Annotated in this window: 13 protein-coding genes; 3 read left to right on the top strand and 10 right to left on the bottom strand. The window is 47.1% G+C overall.

Annotated elements, in window-relative coordinates; genetic code table 11:
* Positions 1-26 precede the first annotated feature (26 nt).
* The gene (locus HMAT_RS03490; RefSeq protein ID WP_104381410.1) at positions 27-2,384 is read left to right on the top strand and encodes an ABC transporter permease; all 2,358 of its coding nucleotides are present in this window, start codon (positions 27-29) and stop codon (positions 2,382-2,384) included.
* Positions 2,385-2,503: 119 nt separating this feature from the next.
* On the opposite strand, the gene HMAT_RS03485 is transcribed toward HMAT_RS03490, so the two are convergent.
* From HMAT_RS03485 to HMAT_RS03470, 4 genes are all read right to left on the bottom strand, one after another.
* The gene (locus tag HMAT_RS03485; protein WP_104381409.1) at positions 2,504-3,613 is read right to left on the bottom strand and encodes a glycoside hydrolase family 105 protein; all 1,110 of its coding nucleotides are present in this window, start codon (positions 3,611-3,613) and stop codon (positions 2,504-2,506) included.
* 94 nt (positions 3,614-3,707) lie between these two features.
* Positions 3,708-5,726 carry a RagB/SusD family nutrient uptake outer membrane protein gene (locus tag HMAT_RS03480; protein WP_104381408.1) on the bottom strand — a complete coding sequence of 673 codons (2,019 nt, stop codon included), beginning with the start codon at positions 5,724-5,726 and terminating at the stop codon, positions 3,708-3,710.
* 18 nt (positions 5,727-5,744) lie between these two features.
* Complete coding sequence (locus HMAT_RS03475; protein WP_104381407.1) at positions 5,745-9,077, bottom strand: SusC/RagA family TonB-linked outer membrane protein; 3,333 nt, start codon at positions 9,075-9,077, stop codon at positions 5,745-5,747.
* Positions 9,078-9,759: 682 nt separating this feature from the next.
* Positions 9,760-10,176: a helix-turn-helix domain-containing protein gene (locus tag HMAT_RS03470; protein WP_104381406.1), complete on the bottom strand. Its 417-nt coding sequence runs from the start codon at positions 10,174-10,176 to the stop codon at positions 9,760-9,762.
* Here HMAT_RS03470 and HMAT_RS03465 point away from each other — a divergent pair.
* Positions 10,153-11,073, top strand: a complete 921-nt coding sequence (locus HMAT_RS03465) for an alpha/beta hydrolase family protein (RefSeq protein WP_233789096.1) — start codon at positions 10,153-10,155, stop codon at positions 11,071-11,073. The genes HMAT_RS03470 and HMAT_RS03465 overlap by 24 nt on opposite strands.
* A 121-nt stretch (positions 11,074-11,194) precedes the next feature.
* Here the strand turns inward: HMAT_RS03465 and HMAT_RS03460 are convergent, their stop codons facing one another.
* The 6 genes from HMAT_RS03460 to HMAT_RS03435 all read right to left on the bottom strand — a co-directional run bounded on the left by HMAT_RS03460 (position 11,195) and on the right by HMAT_RS03435 (position 23,742).
* Positions 11,195-13,369, bottom strand: a complete 2,175-nt coding sequence (locus HMAT_RS03460; protein WP_104381405.1) for a S9 family peptidase — start codon at positions 13,367-13,369, stop codon at positions 11,195-11,197.
* Positions 13,359-15,512, bottom strand: coding sequence for a redoxin domain-containing protein (locus tag HMAT_RS26910; RefSeq protein ID WP_158655593.1), 2,154 nt, complete (start codon positions 15,510-15,512; stop codon positions 13,359-13,361). The genes HMAT_RS03460 and HMAT_RS26910 overlap by 11 nt, the downstream gene beginning before the upstream one ends.
* Before the next feature lie 11 nt (positions 15,513-15,523).
* Complete coding sequence (locus HMAT_RS03450) at positions 15,524-16,975, bottom strand: RagB/SusD family nutrient uptake outer membrane protein (RefSeq protein WP_104381404.1); 1,452 nt, start codon at positions 16,973-16,975, stop codon at positions 15,524-15,526.
* 12 nt (positions 16,976-16,987) lie between these two features.
* Positions 16,988-20,194 (bottom strand): SusC/RagA family TonB-linked outer membrane protein, encoded by a 3,207-nt coding sequence (locus HMAT_RS03445; protein ID WP_158655592.1) that lies wholly within the window; start codon positions 20,192-20,194, stop codon positions 16,988-16,990.
* 369 nt (positions 20,195-20,563) lie between these two features.
* Positions 20,564-20,800, bottom strand: a complete 237-nt coding sequence (locus HMAT_RS03440; protein WP_104381402.1) for a hypothetical protein — start codon at positions 20,798-20,800, stop codon at positions 20,564-20,566.
* Between the two features lie 158 nt (positions 20,801-20,958).
* Positions 20,959-23,742 (bottom strand): family 78 glycoside hydrolase catalytic domain, encoded by a 2,784-nt coding sequence (locus HMAT_RS03435; RefSeq protein WP_104381401.1) that lies wholly within the window; start codon positions 23,740-23,742, stop codon positions 20,959-20,961.
* Between the two features lie 321 nt (positions 23,743-24,063).
* Here HMAT_RS03435 and HMAT_RS03430 point away from each other — a divergent pair, with 321 nt between their 5' ends.
* Positions 24,064-24,888, top strand: a complete 825-nt coding sequence (locus HMAT_RS03430) for an AraC family transcriptional regulator (RefSeq protein WP_104381400.1) — start codon at positions 24,064-24,066, stop codon at positions 24,886-24,888.
* Positions 24,889-24,925 lie beyond the last annotated feature (37 nt).

Here is a 24,925-nt window from a genome sequence, read left to right as displayed (position 1 = left end):
ACAAGCTTCAATAAAAACCGATCCCTATGCTTCAAAATTATTTCAAAATAGCCTTTCGTCATCTTCTGAAAAACAAAGGTTTTACAGCAATAAATATTGTCGGGCTAGCGACAGGAATGGCTGCAGCTATCTTGATTATGCTATGGGTCAAAAGCGAATTTAGCTTTGACCGGTTTTATTCCAAGACCAGCCAGATTTATGCCGTGGGCATAAAAGATATCTGGGCAGGCGATGCTGTGCAGCATTTCTACACGCCTAAGCCGATGGCTGCTGCTTTGAAAACATACTTTCCGGAGATCAATCGTGTTACGAGGGTCAACAAGGGTACCGGATTCCTACTGACACGGGGCGAAACCAAACTTTCAAAAGAGCAGGGTGTTTTTGTAGACAGTACATTCTTAAAAATATTTGATTATAAAATTGTGGCGGGCAATCCTGCCGAAGCGCTGAAAAATCCCGGTCAGATCGTTTTGACCCGATCTTTGGCAGCGCGCTTATTTGGTGATACCGATCCTATCAACCAGAGCATCAGACTGGACAGCACCCAGATTTCAACGGTCTCGGCCATCATTGAAGACATCCCCGATAATTCCTTTATGAAAGGAACAGCTCATCTGGTCCCCTGGACATTGATGGAAAAAATAGGTTATTCGGATGATTACTGGGGAAATCAGTCTGTACAGACTTATATCGAACTGGACAAAAACGTCAATACCGACCAATTTCAGCAACGCATAAAAAGCTTTATGCAGAGACATACCGAAACCAAAGTAGAGAATTTTATTGCTCCTATAGCCGATAAATGGCTTTACAGTAACTTCACTGATATGGGCAGGCCGACTTCACAGCGCATCGGAATGGTCCATTCATTTATCGCAGTTGCCTGTTTTATTCTGATCATCGCCTGCATCAATTTTATGAACCTCAGTACGGCCCAGAGTGAAAAAAGAGCAAAGGAAGTTGGAGTCAGAAAAGTTATCGGTGCCAATAAAGGATTATTAATCGGGCAATTCCTGACCGAATCCATTCTGATTGCCTTCATTTCAGGCTTATTGTCCTTGCTGATCACCCAGAGCGCACTCCCCTTCTTTAACGATTTAATTTCAAGAGAACTATCCATACCATTTAATGATGTGCTGTTCTGGTCAGTCTTTATCGGCTTTGTACTTCTGACCGGCATCCTCTCGGGAAGTTACCCCGCCTTCTATCTGTCGGCGTTTGTTCCCGTAAAAGTATTAAAAGGTAAGCTGCTCCATATCCAACGCAAATTTAATCCACGGAAAGTGCTGGTTATTGCGCAGTTCTGTATCGCCATCACACTGATTATAACCACACTATCGATCCGGAAGCAAATAAAATATGCACAAGACAGAGAATTAGGCTATAACAAAGACAAGCTTATCCATGTTATTGATCAGGGTGATATCCGTAAAAACAGGACGCTGATCAAAAATGCGTTGCTCCAGTCTGGCATTGCCACGGATATCGCCAGGACCTCCTCGCCACTCACCGAAAACTGGAGCAACAATTCCATGGGCTGGGACGGCAAGCCCAAAGATGACAATACCATTTTCGCGCGGATGGGTGTAGACGACAATTTGGTCCGTACCGCCGGATTGCAATTAGTGAGCGGACGGGACTTTGACCTGGCTAAATTCCCGACAGATTCTGCCGCCATGCTCATCAATGAGTCGGCCGCAAAGGTTTTTAATTTTGATGATCCGATCGGAAAGACAGTCGTCGACGGCAGGAACTGGCATATCATCGGTGTCATCAAAGACTTCGTTCAGGAGTCTCCCTTTAATCCTATCACCCCATTGGTTATCCAGGGCGCTTTTTCAGGGTCCAATGTGACCAATATCCGATTAAACAATCATATCGCAACAGCGGATGCATTATCAAGGATGACGGAAATTTTCAAAGAATATAATCCGGATTATCCATTTGAATATTCCTTCGTGGATGCCCAATATGCCGAAAAATTTAAAGATTTCCAGCAGCTGAGCAAGTTTTCCAGCCTCTTTGCTGTATTGACTATTTTTATTTCCTGTCTAGGCCTATACGGTCTGACCGCCTACATGGCCGAGAATCGGACCAAGGAAATCGGTGTGCGTAAAGTCCTGGGCGCATCTATCTTTTCCGTCACGAGGATGTTGTCAAAGGAGTTTTTTGTTTTGGTCCTTTTATCCTGCCTGGTTGCATTTCCGATTGCCTATTATATCACTGAGCGTATGCTAAGCACGTATACCTATCGCATTCAGATGACCTGGGATCTTTTCTTTATTGCCGGAACGGGCGCTTTGGCACTGGCCCTGCTCACGGTCAGCTATCAATCCATCAAAGCGGCGATGGTCAATCCGGTGGATAGCCTGCGGGATGAATAGCAAACGGCGGCAGTTAACCGACGAAATCGTCGACCTCCTGCCAATCGTTTTATTTGGGCCAGTCTGTTGCTAAGTACATTGCAACCAGTGCACTTAGCAATAGAACTACCTCACATGGCCTAATTGCTGCTGTCTTCCAGCAGTGCATTAACGCACCAGAGATAAGGCGCCTGTCCATGATAATCGCCTGTATGGCGCGGACGATCATAATAATACTGTTTGTCGTTCTTTTTATTGGTCCCCACACAGACCTCGGATACGGCACCTTTATCGTCCACATATTTTGTTAATGCCAACCAGGCATTCCGGGCCACCATGCTGTATTGTTTGCCATTTAGCCAGCCCTGTTTAACACCCGATATCATCGCATAGGCAAACATCGCCGATCCGGAGGTTTCTGTCCAGCAATCCGACTGATCGATCAATTGATTCCATAAACCACTTTTCGACTGGTATTTTTTGAGGCTCTTCATCATCTTCAGATAGCCTTTCAGGATACGGGGCCGGTCCTGGTGATCCTGAGGCAATACCCGCAATAATTCGGTCATCCCCGCAGCCATCCATCCATTGCCCCGCCCCCAATAGTAAGGGACATCCGGCGCATGATAAAACAAGCCATTGGGACGCTGTAGATCGTCCAGATAAAGTACCATCTCCTTGGCTGCACGATCCAGGTATTTCGGATCGGCCGTTGCCCTGAAAGCCTGTGTCTGTAGAATCGTAATCATGTACATATCGTCGATCCAAAGACGCGTCTGCCAGGAATAGCCTTTCTGCGCCCAGTCTTTTTCAGCCTGACTGGCGTTTTGCGGTACTTCCCATTGCGTATCCGCGTAAGGAAGCCCCAGATCCAGGTAATTTTTATCCTTCGTGAGTTGATAAAGCCGTAAAGGGAGACTTCCGAACATATTTAAGTCGACGTGATTTTTAATCGGCAGCAAGTTATGCTCGACCGACGTTAATTTAGAAAAGCGGTCTTTCATTGCCTGCATCAGCTCCTGATCGCCCGTCAAGTGAGCATAGTTAACAGCTCCCGTCCAGTAAAAAGTCTCGGGATAGCTGATCCATTTACCCACATGGAGCATATGTTTGCCTGTGATAAAACGGTGCGCAATCCGATAGCCTACTTCCTTTGGCCCTGCTCCTGCAGGAAAATTTGTTAGCTCCGTTTGTCCAATACAAAATTTAAACGGAAGAAAAAGTAAAAACAAAAACACATTTTTTATCATAACAAAAGGTATTGATTTTTAATCTATTGAACTTTCAAAAACAGGCCTGAGCGATTCGCGTCTGTGCAAATCAGCTCGGCCCCTATACGCCTGACTACTCTGCCTTGGCTTCATCCGCAACTGCATCCTCCCACTTTTCCCATACTGGAGTTGCCGCGTTATAGCCGTCGTAGCCATAATTTTGCTTTAATTGCCCTTTAATGTTGGAGGTAATTGCCACATTCGGAATTGGCCAGTACATATTCTTTTTATCCATGGTGTAGTTTATATCACTGAGACCTGTAGCATTCACATGAATGACACCTTTATTATAGAGGCTGTAATGCACGATACGTTGGTACCAGTAGCTTCCCCCGCTAGCATCTGTACCGCTCTGCTTATCGAAATTTTCCAGATTATACACGTTCCCCCATTCATCGGGTTTACCACTGCGGGCCAAGCACAGGGATACCCGCTTTAGTTCGACATTTCGCCATTCCTCCCAATAGAGTTCACGTGCCCGTTCATTCATAATATCACCGATAGTTACGGCGCCGGGATACAGTTCCGTACATTTTGCCCGCTGACGCACCGCATTCAGATCGTCTTTTATCGTTCCATCGGCGGGATTGATATAATATTTTGCTTCAGCACGCAAAAGGTAAGCTTCCGCCAAACGGTACAGATACCAGTCGGCAATACCACCATTCGTTGCACCCCTTGAACCGTCCGACCCGCTGATATTGGCCTCGCTGACGGGGTCATCCAGAAAAAACTTATAATGCGGCACATCGTACCAACGGCGAATGGAATCCGTACATAACAATTTGCCCGTTTCTGGATCTTTCAGTGCGATCGGTTTTCCAAAATCTTTTGACGCTTTGTTATTTACCTTATAGTCTTCCATGCGCACCCAGTTGCCTACTTTTGAACTGTGGCGCAAGTCACCTTCATCCGGTTTACCGTTGACAGACCATACCCCCTTTGACTGAAAAGCCGTGGGACGGAACGTAGCAATTCCGCGTCCAAAGGCGCGCATATAATCGTATTTTGCGTTGTAATCCGGCGTGTTTCGTTTGATGTTTAGCAAGGCCTGTTTACCATCCGTTGTCTGTATCCGATTATCAAAGACAAAGGGATATAGAATACGCATAGTCAGCATTTTTACAAAAGACTCTGCATCGGCACCCCGGTTAGGCATCCCCATGATCACTTCCCGGTTAGCCGGAATTAATTTATTTTCGGGACGGTGCATATCCCAGATGACATTGCGGCTAATGGGCCAAGTCTGCGCCTCGCCCCCATCGTTGAACGTTCCAAAACTTTCGGTCATCAGGGAATACCCCGATTGATCAATCAGGATATCCGTCTGTTCTTTTGCTTTCTGGTACTCCCCCAGAGCCAGGTAACATTTTGTCAGCAACATCCGACAGGCTCCCTTATTGATCATGCCGATCAGGTTCATATTTTTCTGGTCCGGCACCCATTGTACAGCAAATTCCATGTCTTTGGTGATCATCTGCAAAATGGCGTCACGTTTGGTACTGCGGTAGTTTTGTTTTGGTACATCGATAATGGTCGTCACCAAAGGCACATCCCCATATTCAAATACCAATGCCATATACCGAAAAGCGCGGTGAAAGTAAGCGCGACCTTTGTAGGCATTTTTATCCTGTTCACTCAAGGTTTGTACCTGGTCCACATACTTGATAATGGTATTGGCATAACTGATACCTTTATAGGTCTCCTGCCATAAATACCACATACTATTAGAGCGGTCTAGATTTTGCAGGCTGGAATTGTCGCTTGTCGGTGTCAGCATGTTGGCGACGTCTGCCAGCATACTACGCTTGTCCGTATTGCTGGCGACCATCAATTCTGAGAAGATGTATTCTGTCCCGAGGGTCAGCATTTCATTATTATCCGTGGCCCAATACCCTTTCAGGTGACGGTCGCAGATGGCCATGGCGGACAGCAGTCCAGACTCGGTATTAAAGGTCTCATTGGGTAAGTAGATAGACAGTGGGTCTGGCTGTAGAAATTCCTTCGAACAGCTGCTTATGGCAAGCGTACCGGCAAGCATCATTGCGATACCCTTGCTTATGGATCCGAATGTATTTATTGTATATTTCATAGTTATCAATTCATGAGGTTATAAAGATAGATTCACACCGAAGGTAAACACACGGGAGGCCCATCCCTGGGGGTTATTGTCGGGATGAAATGTTTCAGGATCACCATATTCCCAGTCTTTGGTCCAGGTAGCCACATTGCGGACCGTGCCATACAGCTTGACCCGGTTTAAGTGATACCTGGATGTCAACGCTGTCGGTAGTGTATAGCCTACCGAGATATTGTCCAGGCGGATAAAGGAACGGTCATAAAGCCGCCGGGCACCCTCCGCCCCGACCGGCCCTTTGGCTTCGATCCGGCCATAGCGATCCGTTGGATTGTCCGGCGTCCAGTATTCCTTGGCAGGCAGATTGGCCAGTCCGTATGCCATCCGGCCCCCATCATCATCATTATTCAGGTAATTGCCTGATAGGCTTTTATGACCCATCGAAGAGTAGATGTTAAATGAAAAGCTCAGGTCTTTCCATAGCGTAAATTCATTGCGCATCGCCCAACGGAAGCGCGGATCTGTCTGTCCTAAAAACACCTTATCGTTATTATTATAAACAGGTTTTCTTCCGTCGGCATTCACCACATCATCAGCGGTATAGGGATTGGCTACCTTGGGGTCGCCTGGTGCCTGCCCATATCTCGCCGCTTCCGCAGCTTCATTGGCCTGCCAGATACCCGTCACCTGATAGTCCCAGATCGCGCCAATGGGCTGACCGATAAACCAGCCATTCGAAATCTCGTCCATTTCCTTGCGGCCTATCACATTACCATTTGCGTCCAGTACATCTTCGTAGTTCTTATAGAGATGTACAATCTGATTTTTGTTGTACGAGAAACTGAAGGTGGTGGACCATTTCAGGTTGTCCTTTTGCAGGTTGACCGTATTCAAGGTCAGTTCAATCCCTTTGTTGTCCACTTGCCCCAGATTTGTCGTGATGCTGCCAAAGCCCGTAAAGTTCGGCAGCTTCTGCTCCATAATCATATCGTGGGTCTGCATCAGGTAATATTCCAGACTACCGGAGATCCGGTTTTTTAAAAATCCAAAGTCCAGACCAAAATTCCATGCGGTGGTCTTTTCCCATTGCAGGTTGGGATTGGCCAGGCGGTCAACCATCAGGTAACGGTATTGGACCAGTTCGCCGGCGGAGTTGAGGTAGCCATGCATTTTTCCGCTGCCGGAATAGAGGTTTGCAAGCGCCAGATTGGGATCTGCAAGCTGGCGGTTCCCATTTTTACCATAGGAAGCACGCAGTTTACCATAATCTAGGACATCCGTCCATTTAAAGAATTTCTCCTTGCTGAAGTTCCAGGCCAGCGCTACCGAAGGAAAAGTAGCATAAGGATTAGAAGTCCCAAAGGCCGAATAACCATCCCGTCGGATGGAAGTGGTCAGCATATAACGGTCATCATAAGAATAAAATAACCGGGCCAACAGGGCATCTGCCGTCTGATGGCTATCGTAACTGTCGAAGCTGCTATTTTCCTTTGATCCATTTTTGGTATTGTGGAAACCGAGCGCATCTGAAGGTAAAATGTTACGTGCTTCGATACGGTCTTTCCAGGACTGCTGTTCCTCGGCTTCCTGCACCAGCGTCAACATGACGCGATGTTTGTCCACAAAAGTGTGCTCCCAGTTGATGGTATTGTTGAGTGACCAGTCAAAGCGTTTTGTCTGCTCGCGGTTGGCCCCCCGATCGGCAGGATTCGATCCGGGGAGTTCGGCCGACATGAAATAGCGGTCATGGAAATATTGCAAACGGGGCGATGCATTAAAGGAATACGTGATATTGAACGGCAGTTTTATTTTCGCATTGAAGATGGAATTCAGTACCGTATAGCCCTTGTCCAGTTCAAGATAGTTCTGCAGAAAATCATAGTTATAACCGCGCTGGCTGAATTGTTCACTGAGCGGATATTGCAGGGCGTTGCCGTTGGCATCCGCATAATCCGCGTAAGGACTGTTGCGCAGCTCCTGATCCAGGTCAATGTCTATATTTCCGTCAGAGCGATCCTGAAAATTAACATTGGCCCCCAGCTCCAGCCATTTGTTTACATGCGCGTTGATTTTCATATTTGCCCGGACGGCCTTGTAGGTGTCACTGATGACGGCACCCTCATTTTTAAGGTAGCCCATAGACAGGTAATAGTTCACCTTATCGCTCGCACCGCTGATACTCGCATTATAATCCTGGTTGAATCCCGTGCGAAAGGTATGGTCGGCCCAGTCCACAGCCTTTCCGTTCAGAAAATTCTGCAGGGCATTTCCCTGCAGCCCCAGGCGGCGGCCCCAGATACTTTGATCGGACTCCCCATTTTCATTTGTTGAAAGCGCACGCCAGGAATCGAGCGATAAAGACGAAGGCAGCTGATCCGGATTGAGGTAAAATCCATAAGGCACGGTGAGGTTGCCGTTATCGTCGCGCGTCTGATAAGCTTCATATAGCCCCGTTTCTGGATCAATACCATAGGTATTTTTGGTATACCAATCCTCCCGATGCTGCATGTAAGCGGCGGGACTGAATCTTTTGCGGTAGTTGCTCAATTGCGTCGCACCGGCATTCATGGTCATATTGATTGTCGGCTTGCCCTGTTTACCCTTTTTTGTACTGATGATAATCACGCCACTGGCCGCTTTGGAGCCATAAATCGCGGCGGCGGAGGCATCTTTCAAGATGTCGATCTGTTCAATGTCATCTGGGTTGATTTCCGAAAGTTCACCATAGAATATCATGCCATCAAGCACAAGCAGCGGATTATTATGGCCACTGTTACTGTCGTAAACCGAACGTTTACCGCGCACCTCGATCGATCCGCCACCTTTTGCCGAAGCGTCATAGCCAATATTCATTCCCGCTGTACCGCGCAAGATATCCTGCACCGTTTTGGGGTTTTCATTGGCTATTCGATCCGGAAGGATCTGCGTCACCGAACCCGTCAGGTCTTTTTTACGCATGGTGCCATAGCCCACCACCACGACCTCGTCCAATTCATCTGCCGATGGATTCAGGACGACGTTCAGTATTTTAGCTTGTGTAAGGGAAATTTCCTGGCTCTGGTAACCAAGAAGCTTGAAAACAAGCTTTTCTGCGCGCTGGGGAACCGCAATGGAATAGGAACCGTCGGCCTGTGAGGCTGTACTCATTGTACTCCCCAGCACATTGACGGTGACACCAGATAACGGCTGCCCGTTGCTATCCGATATTTTACCCGTAATTTCACGGTTTTGTACAACCAATCCGGCGATTGATTTTAATGCTGTGTTGGCTTTTAATGCTGTAGTCGGACTACCAAAAGCCACCAGACAGAGCAACCAGGACGAGGGTATCCGATGGCTTTGTTTAAGTTTACAATAGTTTCTCATAAAGCAATATTTACTTTGAGTTGTTTAGAAATTTTATAATTGGTCTCCTTGTATTAAGGAATTTTAACTGTAAAAGTGAAGAATAGCATTTAGAAAAATAGGATGCAATCGTATCAAAAAAGTGCTATTTTGTCTCAATAACACGATTTTCGATATAAAAAAATAAATATATATCCGAGATCTGCCGTAGAATTTTTGTAAACTCAGCCAAATACCCGAGATTGAAAATTTAACTACAACGTTTGCGTAATTTAACTACAACGTTTTCGTATTTTTCTTATTACAGATCGACCTTGCAAAATGAGGCTCCAGCAAAAGGGATCCACTCCTTGTCTCACTTATTCGGGCATAGCGGGAGAATTGGAACAGTAAGTTTCCTATAAACACAAAAAGCCAAGAATATTCTTGGCTCAATGTTATCTTTGGTTCATATCTCTTTTTTATGTTTGGCAACCCCACTGCGGAAAACGCTATTTTTAACTATTTCCTCAGAAAGCAAAGTTGCCTTTCAACTAATTTTGTCGAAAAATAGTAAATAAATTGGTTTATCTCCCGCTTGTTCAAGACCAGATTTCAATCTTTTTAGGACATCAGACCCTATCCTATTTAAACTTAGCAGGATAAATTTTCAACAATTGGACGCTATCTATCCATGGCTTTATAAGATGTATCGCTTAGCCTCTTAATGATTCTTTTCCCCAAGCTCTCCGGCCTCTAGGTTGATTTGGCAATAGTTACTGTCGGCATTTTTCCATCTTAGTCCCCAATGGTGCAGATCCAGGATGATCCTGAGCAGTTCCTTGCCTTTCGCTGTTGGCCTGTAGCGCATCTGCGGTGGCGTGGTATTTTCAATATCCTCGCTAACGACCAGCGATTCCTCCTTGAGCTCTCTTAGCCGTTTGCTCAGGACCTGGTCTGAAAGCGTTGGAAACATTTTTTTTAAGGTACTGAATTGCGATACGTCCTCTGCAATACAATATAAAATCTGCATTTTCCAACGCAGTGCTATTTGCAGCAGCACTTCGTTCACATCGCATGCCTGTGCCAAAGTCTGCAGATTTTCGGTATTTGTTGATTGTTCTTTTCTGGGTGTTGCCATTTTAAATATCAAATTATAGCCACTCACTTCAGGATGAGTTATTGTGCGGACAAAAGCTTGCCTATACCTTTGTCAGGTATTAAAAACAGTATAAAATTAAAAAAAATGAAACAATTGAGAACTTTATTTCTGCTGCTCCTGCTATTAGGCGGTATCCTATCCGGCTACGCACAAAACCAAGATCGCCGCCCGACCTATGTGCTGGTACATGGCGCCTGGCATGGTGGCTGGTGCTGGCAAGACGTCGCACAAAGGCTAACTGATGCACACTACAAGGTCTACTCTCCTACGCTGACTGGACTTGGCGAGCGCAAACACCTGATCCAGCCGACAGTAGATATCGACACCCATATTCAGGACATTGTCAACCTGATCGAGATGGAAGACCTGCATGAGGTATATCTCGTGGGGCACAGCTATGCCGGCGCCGTGATTGCCGGAGTTGCCGACCGCATTCCATCACGATTGCACAAATTGATTTTTCTGGATGCCATGATCATTGAAGATGGCCAGAGCCCCATCTCGCTGCAGCCCGAGGCTGTGCGTGAGCTTCAGCTCAAAAATATTCAGCGGAAAGAAAACTTCGCGCCTTTTGATGTTGGATTATTTGGGGTGACAGCTCCCAAGATGGTTTCCTGGGTCAAGGAAAGACTTAGCCCACAGCCCTACGGTACATTTGCCCAGCAACTGCGCCTAAAAAACCAATATGGGAATGGATTACCCTTGGTCTATATTGCCTGCACGTATCCACAGCTCCCCATTATGAAGGAGATGAGCGAAAAGGTTCGCGCTGACCGCAAGCTCAACTGGCAATATCGGGAGATCGCCACTGGGCACGACGTCATGCTGACTGAACCGAAAAAATTGGCCAATATGCTCATGGGCCTAGTGGACTGAATTTTGGCTGGTTGCCGAGTCTATTCCTCGGCAATCAACCAAGCTAAGCAACTAACAATAAATCCGTTGGGACTTTAAAAGAAAACATGAAATGCTGCATCGTAACCGTTAAGCTTAAGTATCACGGTCGATACCGTTCGAAAAACTCATAAGTTCGCAACAACTGATCGAGTCGCTGGCCGACGTTTCCGGAGCGTGTGATCTCGTGATCTGCCCCTGGGTGTCTGACATATTCCGTCTGGCGGCCCAAATACTTGAGTTGCTTGTATAGAAAATCACTCTGCACCGGACCGGTACGATTGTCCTGCTCCCCATGAAAAATAAGTAAGGGGGTTTTTATCTTTTCGGCATAAGTGGTCGGCGATTGCGCTAGGAGGATATCCCGCATCCCCTTCTCCCAGGGAAACCCGCCAAAATAACGTTTCAACATCGGCCACACATTGGCGCTGCCAAAAAAGACGTAAAGGTCATATACACCACGTTGGCTCGATGCCGCACGGAATCGGCTGTCATTCGCCAATATCCAAGTGGTCAGATAAGCGCCATAGGAGCCTCCCGTGATAAACAGCTGTGCGCTGTCTACGATACCTGTCGCGAGCGACCGGTCAACGGCTTCCAGCACATCACGTGCCGGCCCCGTACCCCAGTCTTTAAAATTAGCCTTTAAAAAATCAGCTCCATAGCCGCTCGAACCGCGGGGATTGGAAAACAATACCGCATAGCCCCGCGCACGAAAGTATTGGTATTCAAGCCACATGCTGGCATCCGCAGGTCCGAACATCGATGCTGGCCCACCATGAATTTCCACCAGTAAAGGATAGCGCTTCCCTTCTTGGTAATTGACAGGTTTCAACAGCCAATAGTCCACCTCAAGTCCCTTTTCATTTCGAAAACTTTCCTTCTGTGCAGTACCTATATTCTTTCCCGATAGCCAGCCTGAATTGATATCACTGATGGCAGATGCATGCTTAAAGTTGGCGTCTGCCTGGTACAGCTCCGATGGATTGGCAAAAGTCGTTTTCGTATAGAATGCTTTGTGACCATTTACCCAATAATCACCGATCCCCTCATCTACCGAACTCAAGCTACGGATACTTCCGGTTTTTAGATCCGCACGATTTATCGTCCGCCCGCCGCGATCCGATGCAATAAAATACACTGACTTTTCATCGGGCGAAAACTGCACATTGCTCAAACTACGATCCACGGCCAGGCTAAAGCTTTTCCAAGTTTGCGTATCATAGAGATACAGCTCACCGACAGTCAGTGCATTCTGCTGGCCACGGTTCACGGCTACCCATTTTCCCGATGCGGATACCGCAGCCACCTGATAGCGATGGATGCTATCCCCCAAAATAACTTCCCTTTGCCGGGAATCAAGGTTCAATAGCACAAGATCAGTAGCTACGACACGATCCGGATGCAGGCCATTTTCAGTCTCCACACTCAAAAGCACCTTCTTATTCCCCAAAAATTCGGCGCCCGAATAGCTTCGAAAGCCCTGCGTTAGTGGCACAGGCTGTGTTTTGGCAGAGAGGTCCAGGATATACCAATGGGTAAAGCGGATTTCGCCCGTCGTTGAGTTCTCTGTTTGAAACTGCAATTTATTGGTCACTTTGGCAATACCTTCCTTTTCGTCGTGTTTGAGATAGGCTATTATTCCAGGCAGACTTCCGTCACGATTTTCTTGCGCAGGCTCAGCCAACAAAGAAGCATTCTTGCTATCACCGGGTTTCTCCAATGACCAGGGTGGTACATGGCCAGCAGCATTGAAATCTTTACTTCTCACGAGATCGTCGAGGCTGTAGCTGCTCGACAACAGTACTTTCGAACCGTCCTGGCTGAATCTTGCTGTGCCCAGTCCCTGGGCCAATGTCGTTATCTGTAGCGGCTTTTGCCCATCTGCGGGAAAGGAAAAAAGCTGCGCCCGCTTATTGCTATCCTTGCCAATCGCCCACCTACGTCCATCCGGGCTATACAGGATCTGCGTAAACTGCTGATCCACTTTCACCGGCTCTACCCTTGTAGAAGATGCCGTTTTGTTCAGATACCAGACCGTTTCGTAGCGAAAGCCGGCATGTTTGGCCGTATCCGCTACAATACCGCGCACGGCATAAGCCAGTTCACTTCCGTCTGGTTTCACCTGCAGATCAACGATATTTTTTATTCGGACCAGATCACTCGCAACAATCAGGCTGTCAGCGGCCGCTGCTCTGGCAAAAACCGGAAAAATAGTCCCCAGCAGCAGCAGACAGGCAAAATAAAATTTATAGGAGATATATTTACTAGCTTTCATTCAGTTTCTCGATTAGTTTTTGTGCAGAAATACGCGCTTTGCGCTGGATAAAATCCGCGTCGGTGTTATCGCCGATTTCATAGACCAATGCTTCGGCATTATAATTTTTATACAAATAGCTATACGCAGTAAATGTAGGTCCTCCGAGATACAGGGGCTTTACAAGGGGTTCGTATCCAGGAATAGCTTGCTTGACACTGGCGATCCAATTGGGGATAAAGCCCGGAAATCGGCTGGGCAATGCGGCATCTACCGTGTAGTAAATATCACTTCCGGTCGAATGGAAATCAATGGCAAAATAAAGCTGGCGCCCCTGCTCCCCAATTTCCCGGTTGAAATAATCGCGTAGCGCGGCAGTTTCGGGCTGATTAAATTCGGACCAGTCCCGATTGAGATCTACCCCGTTTGCATTGGCACGCCAATGCCCCAGATCTACCCCATCCGAATTAACGATGGGAATCAGGTAAATGCGGAATTTTTCACGAAATAACTTGGCATCTTCGCTGTTGCCAAGCAGGTATTCGACAAAACTGGCATAGGCATAATGCCCTGTAATTTCGGGTGGATGCTGTCTCCCGAGGACGACGATGCTCTTTTTACTCGCAGGATCCCCCGCCACATACACGTTGATGGCTTTCCCAAGGACCGTTTTACCCGCTTCAGTTTTCTGGATATGCGCGGTAGGATTTACCCGCTCGATCCAGTCATATACGGCTTTGGAGGGAATATTTGCCTGGGCGGAGATCCAGGTTCGCGTACCGGAGACGGGAAGATCAAAGGAAGCACCCGTCAGCTTATTCCAGTTCGTTCCGTCTTTGCTCACTTTCGGATCGTAGCGGTGGTGTACCCCAGATGGATAATCAAGCTGGATTTTTATCGTCGTATCGCGGGCAGCCCAGACCTGAAAACCATACCATGGACTAGGATTGATTGGCGTACGTTCCGGAGCCACTAGCACATGATACACCCCATCATTTGATTTCTGTAGCCCATTCAATCGGGCACCCGCATAGTCGTTCGTAAAAAAAACACGTTGGTCAACGGACAAAATACCGCGTTGCTGCTGCACGATTGCCTGAGATTTGGTGGATTCGTAGCTAATGGGATTTTGTCCCTTAAAATCCTTTTTTAGTCCGCCAATCTCAGCTTTTCCCTGATGAAACAAACTGTCCAACACGTTGCCAAGTTCCTCTCCACGGACATTCTTGGCAATGATTATCCCCTTATCATCCACTAAAAAGTTGGCTGGAATGGCACGTACCGCATAGGTGGCCGCAATCTCGCTGTTCCAGTACTTCAGTTCAGAGACATGCTGCCAGGTCAGTTGGTCATCCGCAATACCTTTTTGCCAGGCTGCTTTATTTTTGTCCAGCGAAATGGCGTAAATTTCAAAACCCTGGGATTTATATTTTTGGTAGTTGGCCACAATATTCGGATTTTCCTTGCGGCATGGCGGGCACCAGGAAGCCCAAAAATCAATCAGCGTATATTTGCCCAAGTGATCGTAGAGCGCCTGTGGATTACCATCGGGATCATTGGCCACAATGGCCGGGGCCTTCTTGCCTACGGCGACCTGGCGGGTGACCGCAATAATTTTTCGGAGATCCTGTATGTAACGCGATTGCTGTTGCCGCTGGGAGAGCAATGCAATGTTCGCTTCAAGTTCTTCCGGACTTAATCGATAAGACCATTCCCTGTACAGCAGGTAGCTAGATACGATATTATCCGGATATTTTTGGATAAAAGACCGAATATCCGGTTTTCGCTGCGCCCGATATTCCTCAAAGAGCTGCTGGCTTTTTGAGCCGGACAACGATACCGATTGCTTGTTCTCATCTTTTGCGTCAATCGTCACTTTATTATCGCCGGCATCCAGGAAAACATAGCTCGGTATGACATCCCGCTGTGTCGAAATACCATACAGATCGGGCAGTGGAATCTGCCGTCGGAAGGAAAATCCACCGTTTTTGACCTCAGCAGAATCAATCACTGTAAATATTTTATTTTCAAAGCGTTGCAGATAGACCACAGCTACCTCGCCGTTCTTCACCGTACCATTGAGAGATAAAGTCTGCTCTTGTGCCTGTAAGACTCCCCCACTGACCAGCAATAAAGGGAGGATGAGTTTGCTTGTATTATTCATATTCAACTGATTTAATTAAAAAGTTTATTGGTCGCCAATTCCGTATTCGGCGCCGGAAAAATATAGTTCTGGGCACTTATAGGCACGCTGGGCGTCTGTATACTGGCATCTCCTTTTGCTGGTAGCGCTTTTAACTGACGCAGGAGATCATGCCCCCGCAATCCCTCACCGAGCAGCTCGATGCGCCTTTCCTTCGCTATTGCTTCCAAAATGGCCGTTTTACCGGACAGGGAGGCGCCAGGGAATACAAAACTGGCATCCGAACGTTGGTGCACGGCCTTTAAAAGTGCTTCCGCGATCGAAAGCTGTTCAGTCTGCGCAGCAGCTTCGGCATAATTTAACAGCACTTCAGCGTAGCGGATCACCGGAATATAGTCTACATAGGGCGAGGCCTTAGCATACTTTTTCAGGTATTGCTTGCCCCCATTTACCTGCAGGAGGCTCCGCCGCTTATCTGCCACATCCCATTGGGGATCGCTTAAAATACCGGTGGGATTAAGATAATATTCTTTATTGACAAGATAGACATATCCTATCGCAGATTGTCCTGACAGCGCATCCGTTGTGCTCATCGGCATACTCAGAATGGATTCTGTCGTGGTATAATTGCTCCCAAAAATAGACGTAATATCTGCCTGTAACTCATGCGCAACGCCTTGCAGCGCTTTAAAAGGCGCGGCCTGCTGCGGGACAATCTTTTTTGCTTCCTCCAGTACCTTTGCATAGTTATTAATGGTCAGGTAAACCCTGGTTTTGAATGCCCGGGCTGTATTTTTATGCGCACGTGTCGTATTGAGCAGCGCGGTGGAATAGTTTTCCGGCAAATCTTTTTCGGCCGCATCAAGGTCACTCAAGATCTGTTTGTACAGCTCGGCAACGGTACTGCGGGCCAGATCATTGTTGTTTCCGTCAGTTTCAGCCTTTAGCCGCAGTGGCAAGCCCGGAGAGGCGCCCTGGTCTTTGTTGTAGGGCTGTGCAAATACGGTCACCAGGCTGAAATAAGAAACTGCCCGTAAAAATTTCGCTTCCGCAATATAGGCCTTGGACAGCTCCGGGCTGATGACTTCAGTACCGGGGCTAAGTGCGTCGATCAGGATATTAGCGCCATTAATCGTGCTGTAAGCAGCAGACCAGAGGTTGTTGACATCATTGGATCCCGAACTATAGGAATTGTTCCAGCTTTCATAAGCTGTATAGCTGTTGGCCGTGACATTGATAAAATCCTCCCCACGGACATCCTGATAAAGGAGGTAGCGGCCACCATATAAGCTGGCCCCTTTCAAGTTTTTATAAATACCATTGACAATTCCTTCGATCCGCGCAGGTGTATCAAATACGTTTTTATCGGATATGGATGTCGTCGGTACAGGAAATAATCCGCTATCTTTTTTACAGGAATTCAAGGTGGATAAAAGGAATAATGTGCCGACCAGGTAGATATTTTTTTTGGTATTAATTTTCATGTTTTCAGATTTTTAGAATGAGACATTTAAACCAGCCGTCCAGGTGCGCCCCTGGCCGATCGAATTCTTTTCCACGCCAATTGAGGTATTGGAATTTCCATTCGAGGAAGACTCCGGATCTGTGCCCGAATACCCTGTAATCAAGAATAGATTGGATGCCTGCCCGTAGATACGGATGCTGGAAAGACCGATGGTATTAAACAGGTTTCCACGGAATGTATAGCCCAAGGTAAGCTGTTGCAAACGTAGGAAATCAGCCTTCTCAGCATTCTGGTCAATGGAAAATCCGGCAGAACCATTTGATATCACATCATTATAGACCAATCGTGGAATGTCGGTCTGCTGCCCTGCTGTGGTCCACCTATCGAGCACCTCGACCGAGTTGTTGTAAAAGCGCTGGTCCAGAAGCGTACCCCGTGTACCATTCATGACCTTATTGCCGCCGGCAAAGGTGAAGTTGACCGCCGCATCAAAGGATTTATACCGAAAGGAATTATTAAAACCGCCATACCAGGTTGGTAGCGCTGTACCCAATACCCGATAGTCTCCTACGGTGATCGGACTGGCGACGCTGCCGTCAAGATAAGTCCAATTACTTTGCCCGGAGGCCACAGCAGCGCTATATTGCACGCGCTCGCCATTTTTATTGATAAATATCCGCTGTCCATTTTCAGGATTTACACCGTCGGTTAAAGCACCGTACAGGCTGCCCACCGCGTAGCCTACACGTGTAATATTATTGGCTTCAGTGGTGGTATGCGTATAGCCAATGATATCCGCATTGCCCTCAGAAAGGGATGTGACCTTATTTTTTACATGGGTAAAATTAAGCGATGAGTTCCAGGCAAAATCCCCTTTTCGGACGATATCCCCACTGATGGCAAACTCGATCCCCCGGTTATACATGCTGCCGACATTTTTGAGGATGCTATTGCCCGGGATACCCTTTGAAGGCGATTGTGGCACATCCAGAATGAGTCCATTTACGTTGTTCCTAAAATAATCCACATCCACATGTAGGCGTTTGTGTGCCAGATCCAGGCTCAGCCCCAGATTGGTCTGTTCGGAAGTCTCCCAGCCCAGATCCGGATTGCCTGCCTGCGAGATGCTCCAGGTAGGCGCTGTTCCATAGAGCGATGAACTATACAGGTTGAGCGATTCATAGGCCGAGAGATTACCATTTCCGACCTTACCCCAGCTCCCGCGGAAGCGCAAGTCGCCCAGCAGGTTTGCCAGGCTGCCGTTCTTATAGAAATCTTCTTCAAAAACAGACCAGCCCAGTGACAGCCCACCAAAATCACCGTACTTGTTGTTGGCACCAAGAGCCGAATTGCCGTCTCTCCTAAAATTAGCCGTCAGGAAATAACGTTTGTTATAATTATAGGTAGCCCTTACAAAGGTGGAGCGGTAGAAACGCTCAGAAATACTCCCGCCTGCGCCGGAAAGAGTTGTCCAATTGCCCTGAAAGTTTTCAAAAAATGGATCAGATGCGTTGTTTTGCGATGCATTCCAACTATCGTTGTCATATTTTTGTATATCGTAACCCACTAGGAACGACAAGGCATGCTTTTCGGCAAAAACTTGATCATAACTCAAGCTATTGGTAAAATTCCAGTTGTTGCGGAGGCTGCTTACATTACTGACCGATCCACCGTTTGAATAGCCTGATGAACCCAGATTGGGGCTCAAATAGGTTTTGGTGGTCGAGAGGTTACGGTCTACGGCATAGGTCGTCGTGAATTTGAGATTCTTCAACAAGTTGAGCGAAGCATGCACATTGCCCAGGATATGATCATTACCAGTGGTATATTTACTGTAGGCAAAGAGCGCCTCCGGATTGTACAGTGTATTTGTAAATAAGTTGGCTCCGGGTCCCAATAAACCCGTACTGCTCAAATTGTAGGTACCGTCCTCCTTATAAGCCGCTACGTTTGGCGGCAATACCAGCGCCAACCGTGCGCCGCCGATCAGCAGCAACTGGCTGCTGGGCAATGAGCCCGAATTTTTGGCATCGTTGAACGTATTGTTATAAGTCAAATTGCTTCCCAGCGCAAACCAGTCATTTACCTTATGTTCGATATTAAAGCGCAGGCCCTTGCGGTCAAAACTGTTTTTTGCAAAGAAGCCCTCCTGATCCGAGTAATTTGCCGAAAAATAGTACTGCGTATTTGCATTGGCTCCGCTCACGGCGAGGCTATGATTGTGGCTATAGCCCGTGTTATAGACATGATCATACCAATTGGTTTCGACCAGCTTGCCATTGGCGTCGTACTGCGGAAAGAACAGTTCACTGGCCACCTTGTCATTATTCCCGTTTCCTGACAAAATCTTGTTGTTCAGTACCGCTTCATTTTTAATGGCTATATACTGAGTGGCATTCAGTAGTTTGGGCAGGCGTGCTGCGGAGACAGCCGATCCCCAGACATCATAGGTGACCTTTGCGCGCCCCTGTTTTCCCTTTTTTGTCGTCACGATCAGTACGCCCCCAGCCGCCCGTGAGCCATAGATGGAGGTCGAAGCCGCATCCTTTAAGACATCAATGGATTCGATATCCGACGGATTGATATCCGCGAGCGGATTGTTGGCCACGTTGGACGAACCGATATTGCCCGTATTCACGGGAATACCGTCAATGACGATCAAGGGGTATGAACTGAGGGATATCGAATTGAGTCCCCGCACGCGGATGACCGGCGGGTTATTGAGCAAGCCATTCGGTAAAGAAATACTGACTCCTGAGGCTTTGCCAGCCAAGGCCTGGTCAAAACTTTGGACGGGAACATCTTTGATCGCCTCAGCCGAGATACTGGCTGCTGCACCGGTAAAATCTTTCCGCTTTTGCGTACCATAGCCCACCACGACAACCTCTTCGAGTGCCCGATCATCCCGCACCAAACGTACGGTATCCCCCTGTTCCTGAATGAGGGCTACCTGTTCTTTATAACCGACAGAAGATACCACGACACGTGCCGGCAGTTTTTGTCCGGTAACAAAAGCAAAATTGCCCTTTCTGTCTGTCGTCACGGCATGGGTGACGCCATAGAGCTTGACCGTGGCCCCTTCGATCGCCTGCCCATTTTCGGCATCAATAACCAGTCCTCTAAAGGAGGCATTTATAATCGTTTTTGGCGCATCCTGTGCGTAGGTATAACATGGCTTTGCGGCCAGGCCTGCCAGTAACAGATAGGCAGAATAATGCAGTATTCTTCTCTTTTTCATAGGTAGAAAGTTTAGTTTAAAAAAAATAGATGTGCAGGCCATAAACCTATTTATAGCCGAGGACAGCAAGCAATAAATAGCCTGTTGTTCCTGTTATCTGGAAAATTGGAGAAAAAGTACTAGCAACACATTCGTCGCGCTGAGAACGCTACATGTGCATCTGGGAAGGGTATTTGACTTACGTTGAAAGGATGGTTTAGATAATGCTGTTTCATTTTTACTTTGTTTAGATTGTGATTAGATCGTCGCCAACGCCAATTGAAACTACGATAAAACAAATGTAAGAATAAAAACAAATAATGTATACTAAACTAGTAGATTTTTTTTCTAATAAGAGAGAGCGGTTACGTGGCTGAACAGCGACTGTCGTTAAGAACTTTCAGTCGCTGACAAAAACGCAGCTTTAAACCCCCTGATCGCTATAAGATTAAGAATGGCCGCTTCATCACGTTTTAAGGTTCGCACGGTAATCGTACACAGTTTATCCTGTAAATCTGCTGAAATGTATTTTAAATCAGCAATATGCCGACTTAGATAGGTGATTAGGTCAGCACGTTTGGCCAGCACCTGGGCCGAAACAGCAAAGGTTAGTAAGTAATATTTCATCTTTCACGTCATTTTTTGACCAATACTATAGCTCAAAAAGACTGTCCCAAATCAAATCGGCTATAGTGTCGTTGTTGTACGAAACAAATATAAAAACTTCTGACCATTAAACAACAATAGTCAGAAGTTAAGAGTAAAAAAAATTTTCGTACCGTAGCTTAAAAATGATATGCGCCGGGCTGCAATTCAAAGACCAGGTAATGATCTTCCGGTGCTAGCGGACGGATCCTTTTGTCATCCGGCAGCATCAATATATGATCTTCCTTCGGCACCTTTAGGGTCGCTGTCGTATTGGGCGGAACGACCGCCTCCAGCTGCAGTTTGTCCGCATCCCTTTGCCAGTGGATCTTGATCAGACCGCAGGGCGACCTAAAAGATGTCTTCACCCAGCTGATAGGCACCTCCCGGCTTCTGGGTACCTGAATGACAAAGGAGCGATATCCCGGGTTCAATGGTTTTATCCCGGCAAGCCCATCGATATACCATGCGCCGGGATATAGAAATGAACTATGGAGGAGTGAATGTCCCGGCAGGTCTTTTTCCCACATTTCCCATATCGTTGTGGCTCCATTGGCCTTCATATATCCCCAGCTCGGGTAGGTTTCCTGTTTCAGCATGCTATACAGCAGATCATGACGACCTGCAGACCGCAAGTACTTGAACAGCAATGCGCCACCAGTGATACCTGCATGGATATGCCCCCGACGGTTGACCATGATATCCTGTGCCAGCTGTTCAAGAATCTTTTCCCTGTCATCCGCTTTTGCCACTTCTGACAACAGCGCCAGCGCCTGATTGGCCATCGAACCATCAGCATACAGATGCAATTGTGTATTGTAAAATAAGCTGTTAATGGCATCCGCTGCTAGATCGGCTTGTTGCTCCCATACCTGTGCATGCTCCTTTTCGCCGATCGCCAAAGCAATCCGGACAGCGGTCCGCAGGTTGTATACCCTGTACAGGTTATTGAAACAAATGTTTTCAGCTTTGTTGTTATTCATTCCCTCTGCAGTCGCATTTGGCCACAGCCAATCCCCCAAAAAGTCCCAGGTACCACCATAGGGCTGGAGGATGTTATCCTGTACATGGGTATTGATGTACGCGATCCAGGTCTTGATCAGATTGAAATTGTTTTTTAATATGTTCAGGTCACCATATTGCTGATAATGACTCCAAGGAAGCATAACGACAATTCCACCCCAGGCCGGACCACCACCACCCCAATACGTAGGGGCTGTATGCGGAAGGATCCCATTATTGAATATACGGCCGCTGGTTTCTTTTATTCGGGCCCAGGATGGATCGTTCATATCGCCCACCATAGACTCGGTGCCCTGCACATCGCGCCAGTCCTGCATCCATTTTTCATAGAATGCAGCCATGTTGAAGTTGGCCATACCCGTTTCTGAGGTGGCATGCGCATCGCCCCCGTAGCCCATACGTTCGCGTTGTGGACAATCGACGATCATTCCCCCCAGGGAAAGATTGCTGTAGGTCCATACGATACGGTCATAGATCCAGTTCTGTAAACTATCTGAACAGCTAAATTCAGTAACCGGCATAAATCCGGTACGGATGGCCCATCCTTTTATCGCACTCAGCTCCGGCTTTTCCTTTGCCCCCCGGATTGTAATCCATCGGCCAGAACTATAGTTGAACCTATTTCTGAACGTACCCTGCCCCGTTGGCCCGACGATATAGGCACTTCGATTTTTAAAGGTCATCTCCTCCTGCGAGCGTTCGGAATATAGGAAATCAATCCGTTTACCCGGACTGCCTTTGACTTCGATCTCGGTCCACCCCGCAAAATTAACGCCCATATCAACCCGATAATCACCATTTGGCAGGGATGTTATATCTACTGGACGGATTTCCTTAAAAAGAATATTGTCTTCAACAGCCTGGGCAGATAACACAAGCTTAGGCTGAAATTCCTTCGCATGCTTCCAGGATTGATCCGAAAAGTCCGGCAAATTCCAATTTGGAATATCTTTATTCGCGTCGAACAATTCACCGCCAAAATTGTTCGGCGACCAATTCCCCAGGAGCTTATTGGGGCTCGGGTGTGTTTTCCAGCTTTTATCCGTTGAGATCACGGCGAGCTGTTTTCCGCTTGCATCGTACAGACAGGCCTGTGCACGAAGAATGGGACCGCGGGGTTTGTCCGCCGTTGCATAAGGCGCATAAATGGACCAGCCGGTACCCAGCCAAAAGGCGATTGTATTCTGACCCCGATGCAGATACGGCGCAATGTCATAGGTGACATACCGGGCCCGCTTGCTATGATCGGTCACTGCGGGTGTTAAAATCGGGTTTCCGATTTTTTTCCCATTGACATAGAGTTCGTGAAATCCGATCGAGGCGACATAGATCCGGGCATCCGCAACGGCGTCCTCCAGTGTTACCGTTTTCCGGAACCAGGGATCATCCAGATTACAGTCTTTTGCCTTCGGGTGAAAGCTATCCCCTGTTCCGATCCAGCTGGATGTCCAGTCCTTTTCGTCAAATAGTGCGCTTGTCCATTTTGCGATCGGGCTATACGATGATATACTCCCTTGTTCGTCCTGAACGGCAACACACCAAAAATAGACGTGGTCCGAAGTCAGCGATTTACCTTGATACGGGATATGTTGTGTATCGGATGATTGAATCCAACCGGAATCCCAGCAGCCCCCTTTTTTGTGGGCCAATGCAGCTGAGTCCGTATCCACCAGAATTCGGTAAGCGCGCTGTCTCTGGCCATACGCATTGCTATTGGTTGCCTGCAATATCCAGCCTAACCGAGGCTGCCTTTGATCTACGCCGAGCGGGTTTGTCTGGTATTCACAGGTCAATTGATCGGGAACAATGGAAACGCCGGATTTTTCAGCAGCCCAAAGGGGTTGACCATAGAAAAAACATACAAAAATGCCATAAAATAGGTTTAGTAGGTATCTGTTCATTTTTCTTCTTCTTTTCAAATTATTGACTAGTAAGCCAACGATCCGTTCATACTACGCGATCCGCAGATCTATGATTTTCCCTAAAATTTTCTGACAGCACTGATCGGACTTTGCTAAATTTACACAACTCATTGATTTAATGAGGCATGACGCCGCCACTTTTTTATTCTTTAACCGGCCGAAATTTTCACAAATACCGTTGATTTCTTGGCTTGTCCCATCGATTAAAAGCGTAACTTAAAGCCTCGTTCAATACCAATTAAAAAAGTCATCAGACGACCCTTAACCATGAAGAAGGATAAAAAAACAGCTGTATAAAAAATGATCTTAAAAGTCTATCAACCTGAGAGTCCCCTATTGAAGCGCTATATTGCGTGTTTTTATATCCTGGAAAAATCCGCAAAAGAGAGGCCCGTCACTTATTTTACCTTTCCCAGTATTTATACCATTGTGACCATCAGCGAACAGACCAAAACTTCTGTCACACAAGACAAAATAATCACAACCCATTGTCCCACGGCCCCGATAGAGACCAACTTGGTCTGCGATTTTAACGAGCCGGTGCTGATCAGCTACGAGGGAAAAATAAATGAAATCACCACCTACTTCAAGCCCCTCGGGTTAAATGCTTTTATACCACATGACCTGCGGCATTACAGCAGCGGCACCTTCCCCGATTTTAATCCCCACGACGACTATAAAGAGGTGATGGCCGACATTCTTTCCGTGGCGGATCATCGGGAGCGCATCCAGGCCCTGGAAGCCTATTGGATCTCAAAACTCCGTCCTTTTGCCGATCCTTTGCTGGAACATGTGCTCGGCGAAATGCTCGATACCGACAACCTCAATCAGTCCATGACCAAATTATCGCATCAAATCGGACGGTCACGGACAACGATCAATAAACATTTCGATCAGCATATCTGTAAAAGCCCGGCTCAGTTCAAAAAAATAGTCCGGTTCCGGGCGGCCATCCAAAGCCACCTTGACGATAAAAACAACATCGGCCAGGCCTATCGTGTGGATTATTTTGACCAGTCACACATGATCCGGGATTTTAAAAAATTAACAGGCTTTACACCAAAAGTTTTCTTTTCCAGGATAACCGCCCTTGAGCGGAACGAGATCAAATGGATTTTTATTTAAGGGGTTTACAAAAATACAATGACGGCGTTTTTTTTAA

The sequence above is a fragment of the Sphingobacterium sp. HMA12 genome (genome assembly GCF_002933815.1).
Classification (GTDB): domain Bacteria; phylum Bacteroidota; class Bacteroidia; order Sphingobacteriales; family Sphingobacteriaceae; genus Sphingobacterium.
Note: the sequence above shows the minus strand (reverse complement) of the source record. Positions and strands in the feature narration are given on the sequence as shown.

Coding starts and splice junctions, on each gene's coding strand:
- HMAT_RS03490 (WP_104381410.1), top strand. CDS start 27: ATGCTTCAAAATTATTTCAAAATAGCCTTTCGTCATCTTCTGAAAAAC.
- HMAT_RS03485 (WP_104381409.1), bottom strand. CDS start 3,613: ATGATAAAAAATGTGTTTTTGTTTTTACTTTTTCTTCCGTTTAAATTT.
- HMAT_RS03480 (WP_104381408.1), bottom strand. CDS start 5,726: ATGAAATATACAATAAATACATTCGGATCCATAAGCAAGGGTATCGCA.
- HMAT_RS03475 (WP_104381407.1), bottom strand. CDS start 9,077: ATGAGAAACTATTGTAAACTTAAACAAAGCCATCGGATACCCTCGTCC.
- HMAT_RS03470 (WP_104381406.1), bottom strand. CDS start 10,176: ATGGCAACACCCAGAAAAGAACAATCAACAAATACCGAAAATCTGCAG.
- HMAT_RS03460 (WP_104381405.1), bottom strand. CDS start 13,369: ATGAAAGCTAGTAAATATATCTCCTATAAATTTTATTTTGCCTGTCTG.
- HMAT_RS26910 (WP_158655593.1), bottom strand. CDS start 15,512: ATGAATAATACAAGCAAACTCATCCTCCCTTTATTGCTGGTCAGTGGG.
- HMAT_RS03450 (WP_104381404.1), bottom strand. CDS start 16,975: ATGAAAATTAATACCAAAAAAAATATCTACCTGGTCGGCACATTATTC.
- HMAT_RS03445 (WP_158655592.1), bottom strand. CDS start 20,194: ATGAAAAAGAGAAGAATACTGCATTATTCTGCCTATCTGTTACTGGCA.
- HMAT_RS03440 (WP_104381402.1), bottom strand. CDS start 20,800: ATGAAATATTACTTACTAACCTTTGCTGTTTCGGCCCAGGTGCTGGCC.
- HMAT_RS03435 (WP_104381401.1), bottom strand. CDS start 23,742: ATGAACAGATACCTACTAAACCTATTTTATGGCATTTTTGTATGTTTT.
- HMAT_RS03430 (WP_104381400.1), top strand. CDS start 24,064: ATGATCTTAAAAGTCTATCAACCTGAGAGTCCCCTATTGAAGCGCTAT.